This window comes from Streptomyces sp. Pv4-95 (genome assembly GCF_045782725.1).
GTDB lineage: Bacteria > Actinomycetota > Actinomycetes > Streptomycetales > Streptomycetaceae > Streptomyces.
In genome coordinates this window covers 3914966-3932285 of the sequence record NZ_CP127172.1, presented here as the reverse complement: position 1 = coordinate 3932285, position 17320 = coordinate 3914966, and the positions used below count along the sequence as shown (strand labels likewise).

At 71.9% G+C, this 17320-nt stretch carries 11 protein-coding genes; 8 read left to right on the top strand and 3 right to left on the bottom strand.

Annotation, left to right across the window (positions count from 1 at the left end; all coding sequences use genetic code 11):
• Positions 1–593 precede the first annotated feature (593 nt).
• Entirely contained in the window at positions 594–2231 is a 1638-nt protein-coding gene (locus QOM21_RS17215) for a helix-turn-helix domain-containing protein (protein WP_407551103.1), read from the top strand.
• A 112-nt stretch (positions 2232–2343) separates the two neighbouring features.
• Positions 2344–4830 carry a SpoIIE family protein phosphatase gene (locus QOM21_RS17210; RefSeq protein ID WP_407551101.1) on the top strand — a complete coding sequence of 829 codons (2487 nt, stop codon included), beginning with the start codon at positions 2344–2346 and terminating at the stop codon, positions 4828–4830.
• A gap of 13 nt (positions 4831–4843) precedes the next feature.
• On the opposite strand, the gene QOM21_RS17205 is transcribed toward QOM21_RS17210, so the two are convergent.
• Positions 4844–6367, bottom strand: coding sequence for an NAD-binding protein (locus tag QOM21_RS17205; protein ID WP_407551099.1), 1524 nt, complete (start codon positions 6365–6367; stop codon positions 4844–4846).
• A 631-nt stretch (positions 6368–6998) separates the two neighbouring features.
• Between QOM21_RS17205 and QOM21_RS17200 the strand changes: the two genes are divergently transcribed.
• Positions 6999–8471 carry an amino acid permease gene (locus QOM21_RS17200; RefSeq protein ID WP_407551098.1) on the top strand — a complete coding sequence of 491 codons (1473 nt, stop codon included), beginning with the start codon at positions 6999–7001 and terminating at the stop codon, positions 8469–8471.
• An 86-nt stretch (positions 8472–8557) separates the two neighbouring features.
• Positions 8558–9511, top strand: a complete 954-nt coding sequence (locus QOM21_RS17195) for a hypothetical protein (RefSeq protein ID WP_407551096.1) — start codon at positions 8558–8560, stop codon at positions 9509–9511.
• Positions 9512–9593: 82 nt separating this feature from the next.
• Here QOM21_RS17195 and QOM21_RS17190 read toward each other — a convergent pair whose 3' ends face one another.
• Positions 9594–10010: an ATP-binding protein gene (locus QOM21_RS17190; RefSeq protein ID WP_407551094.1), complete on the bottom strand. Its 417-nt coding sequence runs from the start codon at positions 10008–10010 to the stop codon at positions 9594–9596.
• A 259-nt stretch (positions 10011–10269) separates the two neighbouring features.
• The gene (locus QOM21_RS17185; RefSeq protein WP_407551092.1) at positions 10270–10629 is read right to left on the bottom strand and encodes a MerR family transcriptional regulator; all 360 of its coding nucleotides are present in this window, start codon (positions 10627–10629) and stop codon (positions 10270–10272) included.
• Positions 10630–11696: 1067 nt separating this feature from the next.
• Here QOM21_RS17185 and QOM21_RS17180 point away from each other — a divergent pair.
• The 4 genes from QOM21_RS17180 (at position 11697) to QOM21_RS17165 (ending at position 17160) form a co-directional block, all read left to right on the top strand.
• On the top strand, positions 11697–11900 hold the full coding sequence (locus QOM21_RS17180) for a cold-shock protein (protein ID WP_030072012.1): 204 nt from the start codon (positions 11697–11699) through the stop codon (positions 11898–11900).
• Between the two features lie 340 nt (positions 11901–12240).
• Positions 12241–13776 (top strand): DEAD/DEAH box helicase, encoded by a 1536-nt coding sequence (locus QOM21_RS17175; protein WP_407551091.1) that lies wholly within the window; start codon positions 12241–12243, stop codon positions 13774–13776.
• Positions 13777–13890: 114 nt separating this feature from the next.
• Positions 13891–14280: an SCO5918 family protein gene (locus tag QOM21_RS17170; protein ID WP_407551089.1), complete on the top strand. Its 390-nt coding sequence runs from the start codon at positions 13891–13893 to the stop codon at positions 14278–14280.
• Between the two features lie 783 nt (positions 14281–15063).
• Complete coding sequence (locus tag QOM21_RS17165) at positions 15064–17160, top strand: bifunctional polysaccharide deacetylase/glycosyltransferase family 2 protein (RefSeq protein WP_407551087.1); 2097 nt, start codon at positions 15064–15066, stop codon at positions 17158–17160.
• The last annotated feature ends 160 nt before the right edge of the window (positions 17161–17320 follow it).

Here is a 17320-nt window from a genome sequence, read left to right as displayed (position 1 = left end):
CCCCACGGACCTCGAATGACGTCAGCCTGCCGCGCACTCCACGAAGGCACTGCCCGAAGGGGCGCCCGGCGCCCTGGCTTCACGAACATATTAGGGGCCCTGCCGACGGTGCCGAAGAGAAAGCCCATCGCCTTTTCCCCGGCGCCTGTTGCTTCCGCGGTGACCCGGCCACATGCATTTCTCGATACCCAATTCGCGATTCATATGGATGGGTTGGACAGCTTCGATGACCAACAGCTCCGGTGGTGCGGAAGGGCAGTGCCGTATCGCCGGACCGCCGCTCTCCTTCGTGAGGACGCCGGTGACCGGAAACGGCCCGCTGGGCGATACGACGCGTCTCGCCCGATGTGGCGGGCGGCCCTCTCCGGGGCCCGGCCCGGGGCCGCGCGGGCGACCCCGCCGCAGGCGGTTGCCGTGGCCGATAACATCAGTACTGTTGGCGTGGTCCTACGCGCGGCGGTTCTGCCTTGCGCGTCCCTCGGATGCTCGTCGTGACGTGGTCGGGCGGGGGTCATGACGTCATCCGGAAGTGCCTGTACGAAGGCCATCCCCATATGAGCCCAGGCCACCCGACCCCAGCAGAGGCGTCGATCATGGATTCGGATTCCGTTGCCGCGGCACCGCCACCCGCCAGGGGCATCAGCCTGCGCCAGCTGCTGATGGCGCTGGGGGAGCCGCTGGTGGAGCTGCAGGCAGCCCCCGCCGGGCTGGATGTGGAGATCCGCAGCGTCGCCCTGCTCGACCCCGAGGATCCGCCGCTGGCCCGCCCCGGGGAGCTTATTCTGGCCATCGGGGCCCGGGGCCGTGCCGCGTTCCCCGCGCTGCGGGCGGGCGGCCGGGACGGAGCCGCCGCCGTCGCCGTCAAGCTCGATGCGCCCGCCCAGGCGGCCGCCCTCAGCGAGACCGCCGCGGAGGCCGGTATCGCCCTGCTCACGGTGCGCAGCGAGGCGCGCTGGGAGCATGTGGACGCCCTGGCGCGCGCGGCGCTGGAGGACGTTCCGCAGGGCCCGCCCGGCGAGACGCCCGAGGAGGGGGACCTCTTCGCCCTCGCCCAGACCACCGCCGTCCTCACCGGCGGCATCGTCAGCATCGAGGACACCGCGAACCGCGTGCTGGCCTACTCCCGTTCCAGCGACTCCGAAGAGGTCGACGACCTGCGGCGGCTGTCCATCCTGGGCTGGCAGGGCCCGGAGGCGTATCTGACGCGGCTGCGCAAGTGGGGTGTCTTCCAGCGGCTGCGGGCCTCCGACGAGGTGATCCGTATCGACAGCCACCCCGAGATGGGGATCCGCCGCCGGCTCGCGGTGGCCATCCGCTCCGGGGAGCGCCAGCTGGGCACCATCTGGGTGCAGGAGGGCTCGACGCCGCTCACCGAGCGCTCGGAGCAGGCGCTGCTCGGCGCGGCCCGGGTCGCCGCCCAGCACCTGGTGCGCCGCCGGCGCGAGCTCTCGGCCGATCTGACGCTCACCCGCACCCTGTCCGCCGGGCTGCTGGAGGGCAGCACCGGGCCGCAGCCACTGGCGACCCACCTGGGGCTGGACATCGGCCGTCCGGCCGCCGTGCTGGGGTTCACCTACGGCGCCGAAGAGGCGTCCGGGCCCGAGCTGACGCGGGCCGAGGTCGCGAACCTGATCTCGGTGCACACCGCCGCCCGGCACCGCAGCGCTCTGCTCGCCCAGGTCGATCACCGCATCTACGTGCTCCTGCCGCAGCTGCCGCGCAGTATCGACACCGGCACGCTGCGCGGCTGGGGCGAGGAGATCACCGACGCGGCCCGCCGGCACCTGGGCATCGCGCTGCGCGGCAGCGTGGGGTGCATCGTGCCCCGCCTCGACGAGGTGCCCGAGTCGCGCCGGGAGGCGGACCGGATCCTCGATGCGATGGTCCGCGTGGGCGTCGCCACGACGGTGGCCGCACTGCCCGACATCCAGGCCGAAGTGCTGGTCAGCGAGTTGCTGGCGTTGCTCGCCGCGCGGCCGGACATGCGTGATCCACGGCTGACCGCCGTCGTCGCGCACGACAGCAGGAACCAGGGGCAGCTGGCCGAGTCGATCCTGACGTACCTGAATTCCTTCGGGGACGTGCGGGCGGCCGCCGCCGAGCTTCACGTGCACCCCAACACGCTGCGCTATCGCATCCGCCGGGCCGAGCAGCTGACCGGCCTCGATCTGGGCCGGCCCGATCAGCGGCTGCTCGCGATGCTCCAGCTGCGTCTGCCGCCGGCCGGCTGATCCGCCCCGGCCGCCGCTGCCGACGACCGGCCCCGGCCCCGCTTCACACGGCGGTATATCGCGTATTCCTCCTAGAATGAGCCATACGCGGCATTGAGGTGACGGGCTGGCGATGATGACGTCGGAGAGCGATCTGCCGGAGGGGGCGGGGCGGGCCTGCGATATCGCGGACGCCGCAACGGCGGAACTGGACGAGGCCGGGCAGGTCGTCGCCTGGACGAGGGCCGCGGAGCGGCTGCTCGGCTATCCGGCGGACGAGATCCTGAACCACCCCGCCGCCGAACTCCTGGCCGAGCCCGACGACGCCTCGCGCGCGGCCGCCGTGGCGCACTGGTGCCGTGCGGGGGACGGCTGGGGCGGATCGGTGGCGGCGCGCCACCGTGACGGACAGCCGCTCCAACTGGCCGTCCAGGTCTCGCCGCTCCTCGACGCGACCGGCCGGGAGCGCTGGTCGCTGCTGGCCCTGGAGGAGTGGCGGCTGCCGGGCGGCGGGGTGAACCAGTTGATGCTGGAGCCGTTTCTCGCCCACGCCCCCGTCGGTATGGCCGTGCTGGACACCAGCCTCCGCTACGTCTGGGTGAACGACGTGCTGGAGCGGCTGATTCCGCTGGAGCGGCGGCTGGGACGGCAGGTGAAGGACGTGCTGCCGAGGCGGGAGGCGGAGGCGTTCGAGGAGCGGATGCAGCGGGTCCTGGCGAGCGGATCGTCGGTGATGGACTACGAGTTCCGCAGTCCCGCCTACTCCGACCCGCACCAGGAACGCGCCTACTCGGCGTCGTTCTTCGGTCTTGCGGACCCCCGCGGCCGGCGCGTCGGCATCTGGTACATGGTCATCGACGTCACCGAGCGCTGGCGCGCCCAGGAACGCCTCGCCCTGCTGAACGACGCCAGCGCCCGTATCGGCAGCACCCTGGACGTCACGGTGACCGCCCAGGAACTCGCCGATGTCGCCGTCCCGCCGTTCGCCGACTTCGTCGCCGTCGACCTGCTGGACTCCGTCCTCAGGGGCGAGGAGCCGGACCCCGGCCCCGTCGACGGCACCCCGGTGCTGCGCCGCTCCGGGCAGCAGTCGGTCCGTGAGGGCTGCCCGGAGGCGAGCCTGGCCATGGGAGAGGTGGTCAGGCGGGCCCCGGCCTCGCCCGTGGCCCGCTGCCTGCGCGACGGCAAGACCCTGGTGGAGGCGGTGCTCGATGTCGCCACCAGCGCGTGGGTCGCGGACGATCCGGCGCTGGCCGCCATCATCGACGAGTACGGCTTCCGCTCGGCGATGGTGGTGCCGGTGCGGGCGCGCGGCGTCACGCTGGGGGCCGCCACCTTCGTCCGGTCGCGGCGGCAGGGCCCGTTCGAGGAGGACGACGTACGGCTCGCCGAGGAACTCGTCACCCGTGCCGCGGTGTGCGTCGACAACGCCCGCCGCTACACCCGCGAACGCACCGCCGCCCGCGCGATGCAGCGGAATCTGCTGCCGCACGAGCTGTCCGGCGGGTCCGCCCTGGAGGTGGCGTCGTGGTACTTCCCCGCCGACGCGCCCAGCGGCGTCGGCGGCGACTGGTTCGACGTGATCCCGCTGTCCGGGGCCCGAGTGGCCCTGGTCGTCGGGGACGTGGTCGGACACGGCATCAACGCGGCGGCCACGATGGGACGGCTGCGTACGGCGGTCCGTACGCTCGCCCACCTCGATCTGGCCCCCGACGAACTGCTCGCCCGCCTGGACGACTTGGTCATCGGCCTGATGGAGACCCAGAGCGGCGAGGCGCCGTCGGCGGCGGTGGCGCAGGAGAGCGTGGCCGCCACGTTCGTGGGCGCCACCTGCCTGTACGCCGTCTACGACCCCGTCAGCAGGCGGTGCACGCTGGCCAGGGCCAGCCACCTCCCGCCCGCGATCGTCAGCCCGGACGGCGCCGTCGACTTCCCCGAGCTGCCCGCCGGCCCGCCGCTCGGCCTCGGCGCCCTGCCCTTCGAATCGGCCGAGCTGGAACTGGCCGAGGGCAGCCTGATCACCCTGTACACCGACGGCCTCATCGAGGCGTGCGACCGGGACATCGGCGTCGGGCTCTCCCGGTTGACCAACGCCCTCTCGGGGCCGGGGCCGACGCTGCGGGAGATCGGTGACGACGTCGTCTCGGCGCTGCTGACCGGCCCGCCCTCCGACGACGCCGCGCTGCTCCTGGCACGCACCCGCGCCCTGGGCGCCGACCAGGTCGCCTCCTGGGACCTGCCGACCGACCCGGCGGTCGTCGCGAGCGCGCGTACCCTCGTCGGCCGGCAGCTGGCGGTGTGGGGGATGGAACCGATGCTGTTCACCACGGAGTTGATCGTCAGTGAGCTGGTCACCAACGCCATCCGGCACGCCACCGGGCCGATCACCCTGCGCCTGATCCGCGATGACGCGCTGATCTGTGAGGTCTCCGACGCCAGCAACACCTCACCGCGCCTGCGCCACGCGAGGACCACCGACGAGGGCGGCCGTGGCCTGCTGATCGTCGCTCAGCTCACCCGGCGGTGGGGCACCCGCTACACCTCGACCGGAAAGATCATCTGGGCCGAGCAGGACCCGTCGTCGGACGAGTCGATGCCGTCGCTGGAGGGGTTGCTGTGAGCCCCGCGCACGGTCATCCGGTGCGCACGACGTCCCGGTCCGCGTCGCCTCGTCGAGGCGCGTCCGGATCCACGGCAGGCACCGGGACCCCTGAGCCGGCCCCGGACTCGGCCGCCCCCGCCACGTGCCCGCAGCCGTCCCCCGCCGGGACGGGCCAACGCACCATGCCCCGGCCGGGCAGGTCGACGTAGTCACAGTCGGAGTCGGCGATGACGCGGCGCGGGGCCGCGCCGGTCGCCTGTCCGGTCAGGTGGGCGGTGACGTAGGCGGCGCTGGTCCTGGTGATGTCGCGGGTCAGCCCGAGCGGGAGCAGCGAGCGGGTCTCCGCGATCGCCTCGTCCTCGCCGGCCCGCAGCACCACCCGTACCTCCGGTGCCACGGCGTGCGCGGCGACCGCGACCGCGATGTTGTCCAGCTCGTGGGAGCCGACCGCGACCAGCGCCCGGGCCCGCTCCAGTCCGAGCCGGGCGAGGACTTCGCGGTCCTCACCGTGGGCGAGCACGACGGGTATCCCCATCGACCGCGCCAGCCGGAGGTTGGGGGCGGCGGGCTCCCGCTCCACGCCGACGACGGGAATGCCGAGCTGCCGCAGCGTCTGGCAGAGCCGCAGCCCGACCTGGCCGAGTCCCACCACCAGGACGTGGCCGGTGCGGGGCAGGACCCGCGGCCCGAGGACGCCGACCAGCCGCGGCCCGAGCAGCCGGTCGACGATGCCCGCGGTGAGCAGCGCCGTGAAGCCGACCGTCACCAGCATCGCGATGCCGGACACCACCTCGTACCCGGGGTGGCCGGGGTGCGCCGCGGCCGGGCCGACCCCGGCGACGACCCGCGCCGCCTCCAGGAAGGCCGTACCGGGCGGCTCGTGGAAGGCGGTGACCAGCCACAGCCAGTCCAGGGCGAGCACCGCGGCGATCCCCAGCAGCCCGATGAGCAGCAGACGGGCGTCGGCGTCGTGGGGCTGCAGCTGTTCGCGCAGCCGGCCCAGCAGCGCGCGTCGGCGGGCGGTGCCGCTCGGCCGCCACGCCCGCTCCACGAACGCGTCGCCCTGGCGGCGGACGGCCACCGCGCCGTCCCCGTCCTGCCGTACGGCGAGGGTGCCGGCGTCGAGGCACAGACCGGCCAGCGTCGGTGCGAGGAGGTCGGCCGGTGAGACGGCCACGCAGTGGTGGAGCAGGGAGCGCAGCTGCTGTGCCACCGTGCGGTCGAAGACGGTGGCGACGATCTCGACGGAGTCGCGGACATGCCGTACGGCGAGCGCGTAGCGGAGCGCGGACAGGTCGTCGCCCACCAGCACCGCGACGCCTGCGGGGCGCGCGGCGAGCGCGTGCCGCAGCTCCTGGTCGTCCGGTGCGGCAAGGTGCCGGACCGGACGCCCGCTCTCCCGCAGCGCCGCACAGACCCGGCGTGCCAGGGTGGTCGCCCCGATCACGACCATGCCGTCCACCGCGCCCGGTGGCGCGTTCTCGTCCGGCCGGGGTGGTCCGCCGGTGGTGTCCATGGAGCTCCCTTGCTCGACGAGGTCGGTGGGCTGCTGCACGCGTTCGACCGGCGGGGAGGCCCGGTGTGCGGGCGGCCGCCGGGATGCCGGACTCACGCTAGGGCGCGGGCCGGCCGAGGCTGCTGTGCCGCCGGCCAAGATGTCCACGACGGCGTTGTCCGGCCGTACGAGCAGGGCTTCCGGGCCACCGGGACCGTGCCGGCCGGCCTCGGAGCGCGACCCGTAGGCTGCGCGGAGAAGGCGGCGCGAGGCCCTCGCGAGATCGCTCCGAGCACGCTTCTCCGACGCGGTCGCCGCGTCCGCCCGCCGGTGATGGATCCCGTTTGTCCGAGTTGCGCATTGGCCGGCCGAACAGTTATCCGGCGTGAGTTTGTGCGGTTTCACAAATACGCCGCCATGTCTTTCCTCATACGCTGGCGCAAATTCATCCGGCGGTGATGCGGCTCACCTCTCACAAGGAGGTGGAGCAGAGCGCAACCGCGCGACAGCCGGTACGTCGCCCGCGCCGCCATGGGAAGACCGCGGTCCGTGGTCTCACCGTCCTCGTAACCCCTCAGGCCATTGCCACGGCCGCCGTCCCCCGACCCGGCCCGCACATGCGCCCTGCTACCGAGGCGAATTCAGCAGTCACCCCGCTCATGACCCCTCCCACCACGCAATGGATGTCGAGATGACCACACGTCCCCCTGCTCCCGTGGCACCCCCTCCCGCTCCGCCCGGGAACAGTCAGGCTCCGCACCAGTCAGGTCTGCAGTCCGGCCTCAAGAACCGCCACCTGTCCATGATCGCGGTCGGCGGGGTCATCGGCGCCGGTCTCTTCGTCGGCTCCGCCTCCGGTATCGCCGCCGCCGGCCCGGGCATCCTGCTCTCGTACGCCCTGGTCGGCACCCTCGTCGTCTTCGTCATGCGGATGCTCGGCGAGATGGCCGCGGCCAACCCGACCTCCGGCTCCTTCTCCGCCTACGCCGACCGGGCGCTCGGCCGCTGGGCCGGATTCTCCATCGGCTGGCTGTACTGGTTCTTCTGGGTCGTCGTGCTCGCCGTCGAGGCGACCGCCGGCGCCGCCATCCTCACGAGCTGGGTCCCGGCCGTCCCGCAGTGGGCCTGGGCGCTTCTCGTGATGGTCGTCCTCACCGCCACCAACCTCGCCTCCGTCGCCTCCTTCGGCGAGTTCGAGTTCTGGTTCGCGGGCATCAAGGTCGTCGCCATCGTCTGCTTCATCGTCCTGGGCGGCCTGGCGATCTTCGGCGTCCTGCCCGGCTCCGAGAACGCCGCGACCGGCTTCAGCAACCTCACGGCGCACGGCGGATTCCTGCCACACGGACCCAGCGCCATCCTCACCGGTGTGCTGATGGTCGTCTTCTCCTTCATGGGCAGTGAGATCGTCACGCTCGCCGCCGGTGAGTCCGAGGACCCGCGGCGCGCGGTCACCAAGGCCACCAAGAGCGTCATCTGGCGGGTCGGCGTCTTCTACCTCGGCTCGATCCTCGTCGTGGTCTCCCTGCTGCCCTGGAACGACCCCTCCATCGAGAAGCACGGCAGCTACGTCGCCGCCCTCGACACGATCGGCATCCCGCACGCCGGCCAGGTCATGAACGTCATCGTGCTGACCGCCGTGCTCTCCTGCCTCAACTCCGGCCTCTACACCGCCTCCCGCATGGCCTTCTCCCTCGGCCAGCGCGGCGACGCCCCGAAGGTCTTCTCGCGGACGAACTCCCGCGGTGTCCCGCAGGCCGCGATCCTGGTCTCCGTCGCCTTCGGCTTCATCGCGGTGGGCTTCAACTACCTGTGGCCGGACACCGTCTTCCAGTTCCTGCTGAACTCCTCGGGTGCGGTCGCGCTCTTCGTGTGGCTGGTCATCTGCTTCTCGCAGCTGCGGATGCGCGGCATCATCCAGCGCGAGAGCCCCGAGAAGCTCACCGTCCGGATGTGGCTCTTCCCGTACCTCACCTGGGCGACGATCGCGATGATCTCCTTCGTGCTCGTCTATATGCTCACCGACGACAGCGAGGGCGGCGGTCGCATCCAGGTGCTGCTGTCGGTTCTCCTGGCCGCGATCGTCGTCGCCATCTCGCTGGTGCGCGAGCGACTGCGCCGGTCGGCCACCGGGAATTCCGACAAGGAGGCCGTCACGGCGCGGTAACCCGCGCGACGTGTTCGATGGGCGGGCGGTGTGCTTGGGCACACCGCCCGCCCGCCCGTGAACCCACCACGTAAGGTCGCGTAGTGATGTCCGCCTTCAGACGCCGTAAAGGCAGCCTTCCCCGCCTCGCCCCCGAACTCGACGACGTCGACCTCGGCCGCGTCCGGCAGCGCCTGGAGAAGTGCTGGTCGCGCGGGCAGCTCGACATCGCGGTCGTCGCCTCGGTGGGGCAGGTGATCGAGGAGGCCGGCACCGACTGGGACCGCAAGGCGCACCGCCTGGAGGTGCTCGCCGCGTCCGCCGGACGGGCGCTGCCGGGCATCTGGCAGCGGAACAACCCGCGAAACCAGAACGCCCTTCTGCTGCGCGCCTGGTCCGACCTCCTTCTCGCCCGGCAGCAGGGCTCGTCGGGCGACCTGAACGACATCCGCGAGACCTGCCGCACGGCGGCGGACCTCCTGCCCGCCGACCCCATACCCTGGGTGCTGATCCTGGCCACCCTGCGGATGGAGCGACGGCCCTACGCCGACCTCGCGGCGGTCTGGCAGGAGATCAAGGCCCGCGACCCCTGGAACCGCGAAGCGCACCTCCAGGCCCTGGGCTACCTCTCGCCCGACGAATGCGGCTCCACCTCGCAGGTCCTCGACCTGCTCGACGGGATGCGCTCGGTCATGCCGGCCGACGCCCCCACCGCGGGCCTGGAACTGATCTCCCTCGTCCGCGGCTACCAGCGCACCGTGTCCGCCGGCGGCGTCGCCGCGATCGGCGCCGGTGACCACTGGCGGCGGCCCCAGGCGGCCAAGGCCCTCGATCAGGCGGCCCAGGACTGGCCCCGCCCCGGCTTCCTGCACCACGCGGCGTCCCGCGCCGACCTCAATGTCCTCGCCTACGCCCTGACGAAGGCCTCCCGCACCGCCGAAGCCGCCACCGTCCTCCGCGCCACCAACGGCATCGCCACCCCCTGGCCCTGGAACACCGACGGCGACCCTCTGACGACGTACTCCCACTGGCACAACCGGCTGGTGAGCGGGGCGAGCTGAGCAACGACGGGCCGGGAGTACGGGGGGAGGATCGCGCCTCCGGGCCGGGAGCCCTGAGCAAAGGCCGCCCGGGCGGGCCCTGCTACTGCGGCAGCAGGGCTCGGACGGTCTTGCCGCCGTTTCGCCGCGGCGCGACGCTGACGCTGTGCGCCAGGTGCTGCACCATCTGCCAGCCGAAGCCCCCGGTGTCGCCGGTCAGGTCCGGCTGACGCATGTGCGGCGGGCGCGCACTCGGGTCGACCACCGCGATCTCGATGCCGTGCGGCCGGGTGACCAGACGCAGCGAGCAGACACCTCCGGCGTGACGTACCGCGTTGGTGACCAGCTCCGAGACCACCAATACGACGGTTTCCGCGGTGTCCGGCTCCACGGCCGGAGCCATGGAGTCGAGGAAGACGCGGGCCGCCTGGCGTGCTCGTGCCGGCGTCGCCGGCCTTCCCTGGAAAAGGGTGGTGGCCGCCGGGACGGTGGCGGTGGTGCTGCTCAACGTGCGGTTCATCAGGCTCACCCCGGTGTGGTGTGGTGCGTGGTGACTGCCTACAGGGGACCGCGTGCCCCTGAGAGAGAGCTACTAACGTCCTCGACCGGGTGATGAGACGACCGCACCGCATCGGCGACCTGGTTTCCGTGCTCGCGGGCATGCGGATGCCGGGATGTCCGTGGGGGAGCGGGTGCGTCGTGGCCGATCGCTGCCTGTTCGGCAGCTCGTCGGTATCCGGGTGTCCCGGGTATCCGGTATCCGTGCGGTGGCCGGTCTCTCAGGAGCCGGTGCCGGAGCCGGTCGGTTGGTTCCTGTCTGCCGTCGGGCGGCGCAGTTCCTCGTTGAGCCGCTGGGCTTCCTGGAGCTGGTCCTCAAGGATGATGATGCGGCAGGCGGCGTCGATCGGGGTGCCCTGGTCGACGAGTTCCCGGGCGCGCGCCGCGATGCGCAGCTGGTAGCGGGAGTAGCGGCGGTGGCCGCCCTCGGAGCGCAGCGGCACGATCAGGCGGGCCTCGCCCACCGCTCGCAGGAAGGCGGGCGTGGTGCCGATCATCTCCGCGGCGCGGCCCATGGTGTACGCGGGGAAGTCGTCGTCATCGAACTTGTCGGCGGTGTTCGGTGGGGTCTTAGAAGTCACTTGCACCTCGTTGGTGGGCTGATGGGCTGACAGGGCTGAGGACCGGTGGAGCGGTGGGGTTGTGGACCGGCGGGTGAGGGGCTCGCCGGTGCGGACCGGGAGGACGCATCGAGGGGCCCTGGTGCCTAACGCACCAGGGCCCCGAGGGGTTCAACACCATCTACCGGCGCCCTGCGCCGGCCTTCGTTTTCCGCATGCGCGTCCGAGCGGACGGGGATGCGGGGATCGTGGTTGCTCGACCGTGGACCACCTGCCAATCCGGGGTCTTCGGTACCCGAGCGAACTGGATCCTCGCTCGGGCGATCCTGATGGCGTCTGCTCCTCTCCTCTCTCGTACTGCTTCTTCCGGCTCTTCCGGAACTTCGACCGAGTTCCTGCGCGGCGGCTCCGCGGCCGCCCGACCCGGCAGTCAGCCATGGGACCCTCGTGCACTTCCTGGTCCCACGACTCCACTGCCGTGCCGTGTAGTGCGGCAGGTCGTCTCTGCCGCCTCTGACTGACTTCGTTGGCTACGTGAGAAACACTAGCCACGAGGCCCGTGAATGTCTATGTCCGTCGCCATAGATTTCCCTCTGTTGCAGGAGCAGACCTGTGGTCGGCGGTGCGTCGTCGGCAGGGGCGGGGCCGCGCCTTGATCGCCGCCACCGGGATCGGGTGCCCGGTACGTGATGCGGCCACGCCTCTCCTTCGCCGTCCCGCCCGGCCCTCCCCGGCTTCCCCGGGCCGCTTCCGTCCCGAGCTTCTTCCCGATGCCTCCGCCGGGACGCCGTGACGCCCGGCGGAGGCATATCTAATGCCGCAACTACAGAAATAGCCGCGGCGGGGGGATGGGTTTTTCCGTGGCCCGGGAGATATCTCCCGTGGAATCTGCCGTGTGCGCCCACTGGTTGCGTGCTACTGTCGATTTCAGTTGCAGTTGTGGTTCCCAAAAACTTCAAGTGCCCTCGATGGACTCCGCGTCCTTCGGGAGCACTTTTGTATTTCCGGTTTCCGGACGGGGCAATCATCGCGGCGACGCGGGGCGCGCACAGTGTGCGCCCCGGGCACTGCCCCTAAGGAGACATGACATGGCTACTGGCACCGTGAAGTGGTTCAACGCGGAAAAGGGCTTCGGCTTCATCGAGCAGGAGGGCGGCGGCGCCGACGTCTTCGCCCACTACTCCAACATCGCCGCCCAGGGCTTCCGTGAGCTGCAGGAAGGCCAGAAGGTGACCTTCGACGTCACCCAGGGCCAGAAGGGCCCCCAGGCCGAGAACATCGTTCCCGCCTGACGCCCGACGCGTACGAAGCTGGGGCCCGCACCTTGGGTGCGGGCCCCAGCTCGTTGCTTTCCGGGTAACTCCCGGTGCGGCCGCCACGGCCGCAGGGCGGTGCGGGTGCGCTGTCCGCCTGCAAGCCGTCATTCCGCGGCACGGCACAGCCCCGTACAGCTCGGATCCGGCGTCCGCATTGACGCCCTTGTGGCCGATCCCGGCCCCCTTCTGACGCGGCGGGTTCATTTATTCGCCCCGCTTCGTTTTCTTTTTTCTTCGGTCCGTCTTTGTGATTCTTATCTGCGCGGCTTGGCGCTGCCGGGAATTCCTCGACGTACCGCTTCGAGGAAGGTTCCGCATGAACCGCACATCCCGTGACGACCGCTACTCCCGTACCCGCTCCGGCGGCGGCGCCGGATCCGGCCGCGACCGCCGCGCCGAGGGGCAGTCCCCGCGCCGCTCCGGTGGACCGGGCCGATCCGGGGGCCAGGGCCGTTCCGGCGGGCGTCGTCCCGCGCTCCAGGGCGAGTTCGCGCTGCCCGTCACCGTCACCCCGCCGCTGCCGGCGTCCGAGTCGTTCGCCGACCTGGACATGCCGGCACCCCTCCTTGCGGCGCTCACCGCCGAGGGCATGACCGTGCCGTTCCCGATCCAGGCGGCGACGCTGCCCAACTCCCTCGCCGGCCGCGACGTGCTGGGCCGCGGCCGCACCGGATCGGGCAAGACCCTCGCCTTCGGACTCGCCCTGCTGGCCCGCACCGCCGGGCAGCGCGCCGAACCCCGCCGGCCGCTCGCGCTGGTCCTGGTGCCCACCCGCGAGCTGGCCCAGCAGGTCACCGACGCCCTCACCCCCTACGCCCAGGCCCTGCACCTGCGGATGGCCACGGTCGTGGGCGGCATGTCCATCGGCCGCCAGGCCGGCGCGCTGCGCGGCGGCGTCGAGGTCGTCGTGGCCACGCCCGGCCGCCTCAAGGACCTCATCGAGCGCCGGGACTGCCACCTGGACGACGTGAAGATCACCGTCCTGGACGAGGCCGACCAGATGGCCGACATGGGCTTCATGCCGCAGGTCACCGAGCTGCTGAACCAGGTCCGTGAGGACGGCCAGCGGATGCTGTTCTCCGCGACCTTGGACCGCAACGTCGACCTCCTGGTCCGCCGCTACCTGCACGACCCGGTGGTGCACTCCGTCGACCCCTCCGCCGGGGCGGTGACGACGATGGAGCACCATCTGCTCCACGTACACGGCGCCGACAAGCACGCCACGACCACCGAGATCGCGGCCCGTGACGGCCGGGTGATCATGTTCCTGGACACCAAGCACGCCGTGGACAAGCTCACCCAGCACCTGCTCAACAGCGGCGTGCGCGCGGCGGCCCTGCACGGCGGCAAGTCGCAGCCGCAGCGCAACCGCACCCTGACGCAGTTCAAGTCCGGTCATGTGACGGTGCTGGTGGCCACCAACGTCGCGGCCCGTGGCATTCACGTCGACAACCTCGACCTCGTCGTCAACGTCGACCCGCCCACCGACCACAAGGACTATCTGCACCGCGGCGGCCGCACCGCCCGCGCCGGCGAGTCCGGCAGCGTCGTCACCCTCGTCCTGCCCAACCAGCGCCGCGAGATGACGCGCCTGATGGCGGACGCCGGCATCACCCCGCAGACCACCCAGGTCCGCTCCGGCGAGGCCGAGCTCAGCCGCATCACCGGCGCCCAGGCTCCCTCCGGCATCCCCGTCATCATCACCGCACCGGTCACCGAGCGCCCCAAGCGCACCGGCTCCTCCTCGCGGGGCCGGCGCAGCCGTCCCGCACAGGCCCGCCGCGCGGGCGGCGCGAACCGGCAGGAGAACGGCAGCCGGCGCGGGCAGTCCACCCTCGGCAGCGCCGCGTAACTCCCACGGACGGACGGGCCCGGCGTTCCGCCCGGGCCCGTCCGCCCCTGCCCGTGCCGGCCGGTGCGGTTCGGCCGGCACCCTTCCGTCTCTCTCCCACCCTGTTGAGGAACCATGCGCTGCGTCATCGCCCGCTTCCCCTTCGATCTGGTCAAGAGTGAGGTGCAGGCAGCGATGAAGGGCATCAAGCCCGAGCCCGCCACCGGCGAGTGCGTGATCATCGGCCGCCGTACGTACCCCGTCAAGCAGGTGGGCGAGGTGATCACGCGGCAGGACCGCCGCGATTTCACCGCCGGCGAGGTGACCAGGGCCCTGACCCGCCTCGGCTTCACCTGCCGCGCCACCCCGGCCCCGGCCACCGGAGCGGCACTGCGGCACGTACCGCCGGCCGAGGGCGGCGCGGGCGCCGAGGGGGACGCGGTCTTCGAGGACGGGGCGGTCTTCGACCTCGACGGGGCCTTCGAGCCCGGCGCCGTCTTCGAGGTCGGTCCGCGCGCCTTCTGACTCCGGGCGACGCGTCTCCACCGCTTCTCCCGGCCGCGCTCGGCGTCTCTCGGCCACCTCGGCCGCGGAGACCTTCGGGTGACCTTTCCCACGCGCGTGCTCCTTGCCGCGACAGCGCACCGACACCGCGATGCCATCGCATCGACACCGACCGGCGCGGCCCCCGAGGCCATCGCCGCCGAGCCGGCCGAGCCGGCTCCGAACGCGGCCCGCTGGACAGCAGATCGGCAGCAGGGCGGGCGTACGGCGGCCGGGGAGCTCCGCCCCGCTGCCGTGCACTCTCCGTTACCCACCTCTGCGCCGCGCCTCGTCAGGCGTTTGTCGCTTCCGGAGCAACGCCGAGTGGAAAGTCACCCCAAGGGTCGCCGCGCGGCGGTCGTGCCCCGAGGCCGGATGCCCGCCCGGACACCTATCTGACCTGCATAAACGCGGTCGGGGTGCGCTTGTGGGAGCCGGTGGCGGCGCCTCGCGGCCGGTGCGGCCGAGGAACGGCCGCTTCTCGCCTGCGGCGCGTACCCCTGTTCGACCATGAGTACACTCGCCCACCATGTGTGAGGCCAGCCGGATCATGAAACGGCAGAAAATACGCGTTCATCAGCCATGCACCGACGCTTCGGGTCGGCGCGGGAAGGTCCTGCGCAGCTCCGCCGTTGCGGCCGGAGGCGCCCCCCACCGGGCGCTCACCGCTGACCACCGGCAGGTCTCCCGCTCCGCGTCCCGCACCATCGCCTGCCTCGAAAGACACCGCCGGTCGCCCGTCGCCGAGGGCACCGCGGTCATGACGTGAGGCGCCGCGCGAACAGGGGACGCCACGCACAGGCCCGGGATCCTCGTGGGCATTGGCTGCTGCTGATCCTGGTGCTCCCCGTGATGTTCGGAGCGCTGCTCTTCGAGGGCTGGACCACCCACGAGGTCGACGCCGCGAAGACGCGGCAGGACTGCACCACCCCGGTGCCCGAGGCCGTGGAGAAGGGTGGCCCGGTCGTGAACATCGACAAGGGCCGGGTGCAGACCGCCAAGATGCCGGCCCGGACGGTCGCGCTGACCTACGACGGCGGCCCGAACCCGGTATGGACGCCCCGTCTGCTGGGCCTGCTGCGCAAGCACCACGCGCACGCCACCTTCTTCCTCCACGGCGCCGACGCGGCCAAGCATCCGGACCTGGTGCGGCGGATTCGCGCCGAGGGCCATGAGATCGGGTCGAACACCTACACCGGTGCCTCCATGGGCTCGTCGTCCGACGTCCGCTCCCAGCTGGAGCTGTCGCTCACCCAGAAGGCGCTCGCGGGCTCCGCGGGCGTGCACACCGGGCTGCTCCGGCTGCCGCAGACCACCACCTCGGACACCATGTGCGGCGCAGAGTGGCGGGCCGCGCGGAACGCCACGGCGGAGGGCTACACCCTGGTCTCCGCCGATCAGTGGTTCCGCAAGCCGTCGCTTGGCGCGATCCGGCAGTTCAGCCAGAACGACACCGCGTTCGCGGATACGGAACGGCTGCTGAAGAACCCCGGTGTCGAGAAGTTCACGACCGTGACGTCCGGCATCGGGCTGCCCTCGACCGAGAAGCCGGTCTCCACCGCCGAGCGGTGGGAGGGCAAGGCCCTGATCTGGATCAAGGCCCTCGGCAACGCCTTCGTGCGCGGTATGACCTGGGTGCTGGCGATCGCCGGCGCGCTGGGCGTGCTGCGGCTGGTGCTCCTGATCTTCTTCGCCCGTGCCCACGTCCGCCGTCTCACACGGTTCCGCCCCCGCGCGCCCTGGCTGCGGGAGGTCGTCGACCCGGTGACCGTCCTCGTGCCGGCCTACAACGAGGCAGCCGGCATCGAGTCGACGGTCCGCTCGCTGCTCGCCTCCACACATCCGCATCTGCAGATCATCGTGATCGATGACGGGTCGACGGATGCGACGGCGGACATCGCCACCTGGATCGACGACCCGCGGGTGGAGGTCATCCGGCAGTCCAACGCGGGCAAGGCCGCCGCCCTCAACACCGGTCTCGCCCACGCCCGGTACGACATCGTGGTGATGGTCGACGCCGACACCGTCTTCGAGCCGGACGCCGTCCACCGGCTCATCCAGCCGCTCTCCCACCCCGCGGTGGGCGCGGTCAGCGGCAACACCAAGGTCGGCAACCGCCGCCGCCTCCTCGGCAGGTGGCAGCACCTGGAGTACGTCTTCGGCTTCAATCTCGACCGCCGGATGTTCGAGGTGCTGGAGTGCATGCCGACGGTCCCGGGCGCCATCGGCGCGTTCCGCCGGGACGCGGTGATGGGCGTCGGCGGCGTCAGCGAGGACACCCTCGCCGAGGACACCGACCTGACGATGGCCATGTGGCAGGCGGGCTGGCGGGTGGTCTACGAGGAGACCGCCGTCGCCTGGACCGAGGTTCCGACCTCGCTCGGCCAGCTGTGGCGGCAGCGCTACCGGTGGTGCTACGGCACGCTCCAGGCGATGTGGAAGCACCGGCACGCCGCCGTCGAGGTCGGGCCGGCCGGCCGCTTCGGCCGCCGCGGCCTGAGCTACCTCGCGCTCTTCCAGGTCGCCCTGCCGCTGCTCGCGCCGATCGTCGACGTGTTCGCCCTGTACGGGGCGCTCTTCCGCGGCCCGGTGCTCTCGGCCGGGGTGTGGATCGGCTTCCTCGTCCTCCAACTGGCCTGTGCCGGATACGCGTTGCGGCTCGACGGCGAGAAGGTGCGGGCGCTGTGGGCGATGCCGCTCCAGCTCTTCGTCTACCGGCAGTTGATGTATCTGGTGGTCATTCAGTCCGTGGTCGCCTTCCTGCTCGGCACCCGCCTGAAGTGGCACCGCATGCACCGATCGGGCACCGCGGCACAGGAGATCGGGCAGCCGATCGCGTACGAGAGCCTGTCCTCGCGATGACGGACACCCGCGCCGCCGACCGCCGCACGGCAGGCTGAGCCGACCGGCGACAGGGCGTCCCCGGCCCATCGGGCACGGGGGCGCCCTCGCCGTTTCGCCGGAGCCGCCGACCGCGATCGGCCCCGGACGCGGCGGCCCTCCGCACAGCGAAAGACCGCTC

Bases quoted from the DNA above. Each gene is read 5' to 3' on its own strand.
- QOM21_RS17215 (WP_407551103.1), top strand. From the start codon at position 594: ATGGATTCGGATTCCGTTGCCGCGGCACCGCCACCCGCCAGGGGCATC.
- QOM21_RS17210 (WP_407551101.1), top strand. From the start codon at position 2,344: ATGATGACGTCGGAGAGCGATCTGCCGGAGGGGGCGGGGCGGGCCTGC.
- QOM21_RS17200 (WP_407551098.1), top strand. From the start codon at position 6,999: ATGACCACACGTCCCCCTGCTCCCGTGGCACCCCCTCCCGCTCCGCCC.
- QOM21_RS17195 (WP_407551096.1), top strand. From the start codon at position 8,558: ATGTCCGCCTTCAGACGCCGTAAAGGCAGCCTTCCCCGCCTCGCCCCC.
- QOM21_RS17190 (WP_407551094.1), bottom strand. From the start codon at position 10,010: ATGAACCGCACGTTGAGCAGCACCACCGCCACCGTCCCGGCGGCCACC.
- QOM21_RS17180 (WP_030072012.1), top strand. From the start codon at position 11,697: ATGGCTACTGGCACCGTGAAGTGGTTCAACGCGGAAAAGGGCTTCGGC.
- QOM21_RS17175 (WP_407551091.1), top strand. From the start codon at position 12,241: ATGAACCGCACATCCCGTGACGACCGCTACTCCCGTACCCGCTCCGGC.
- QOM21_RS17170 (WP_407551089.1), top strand. From the start codon at position 13,891: ATGCGCTGCGTCATCGCCCGCTTCCCCTTCGATCTGGTCAAGAGTGAG.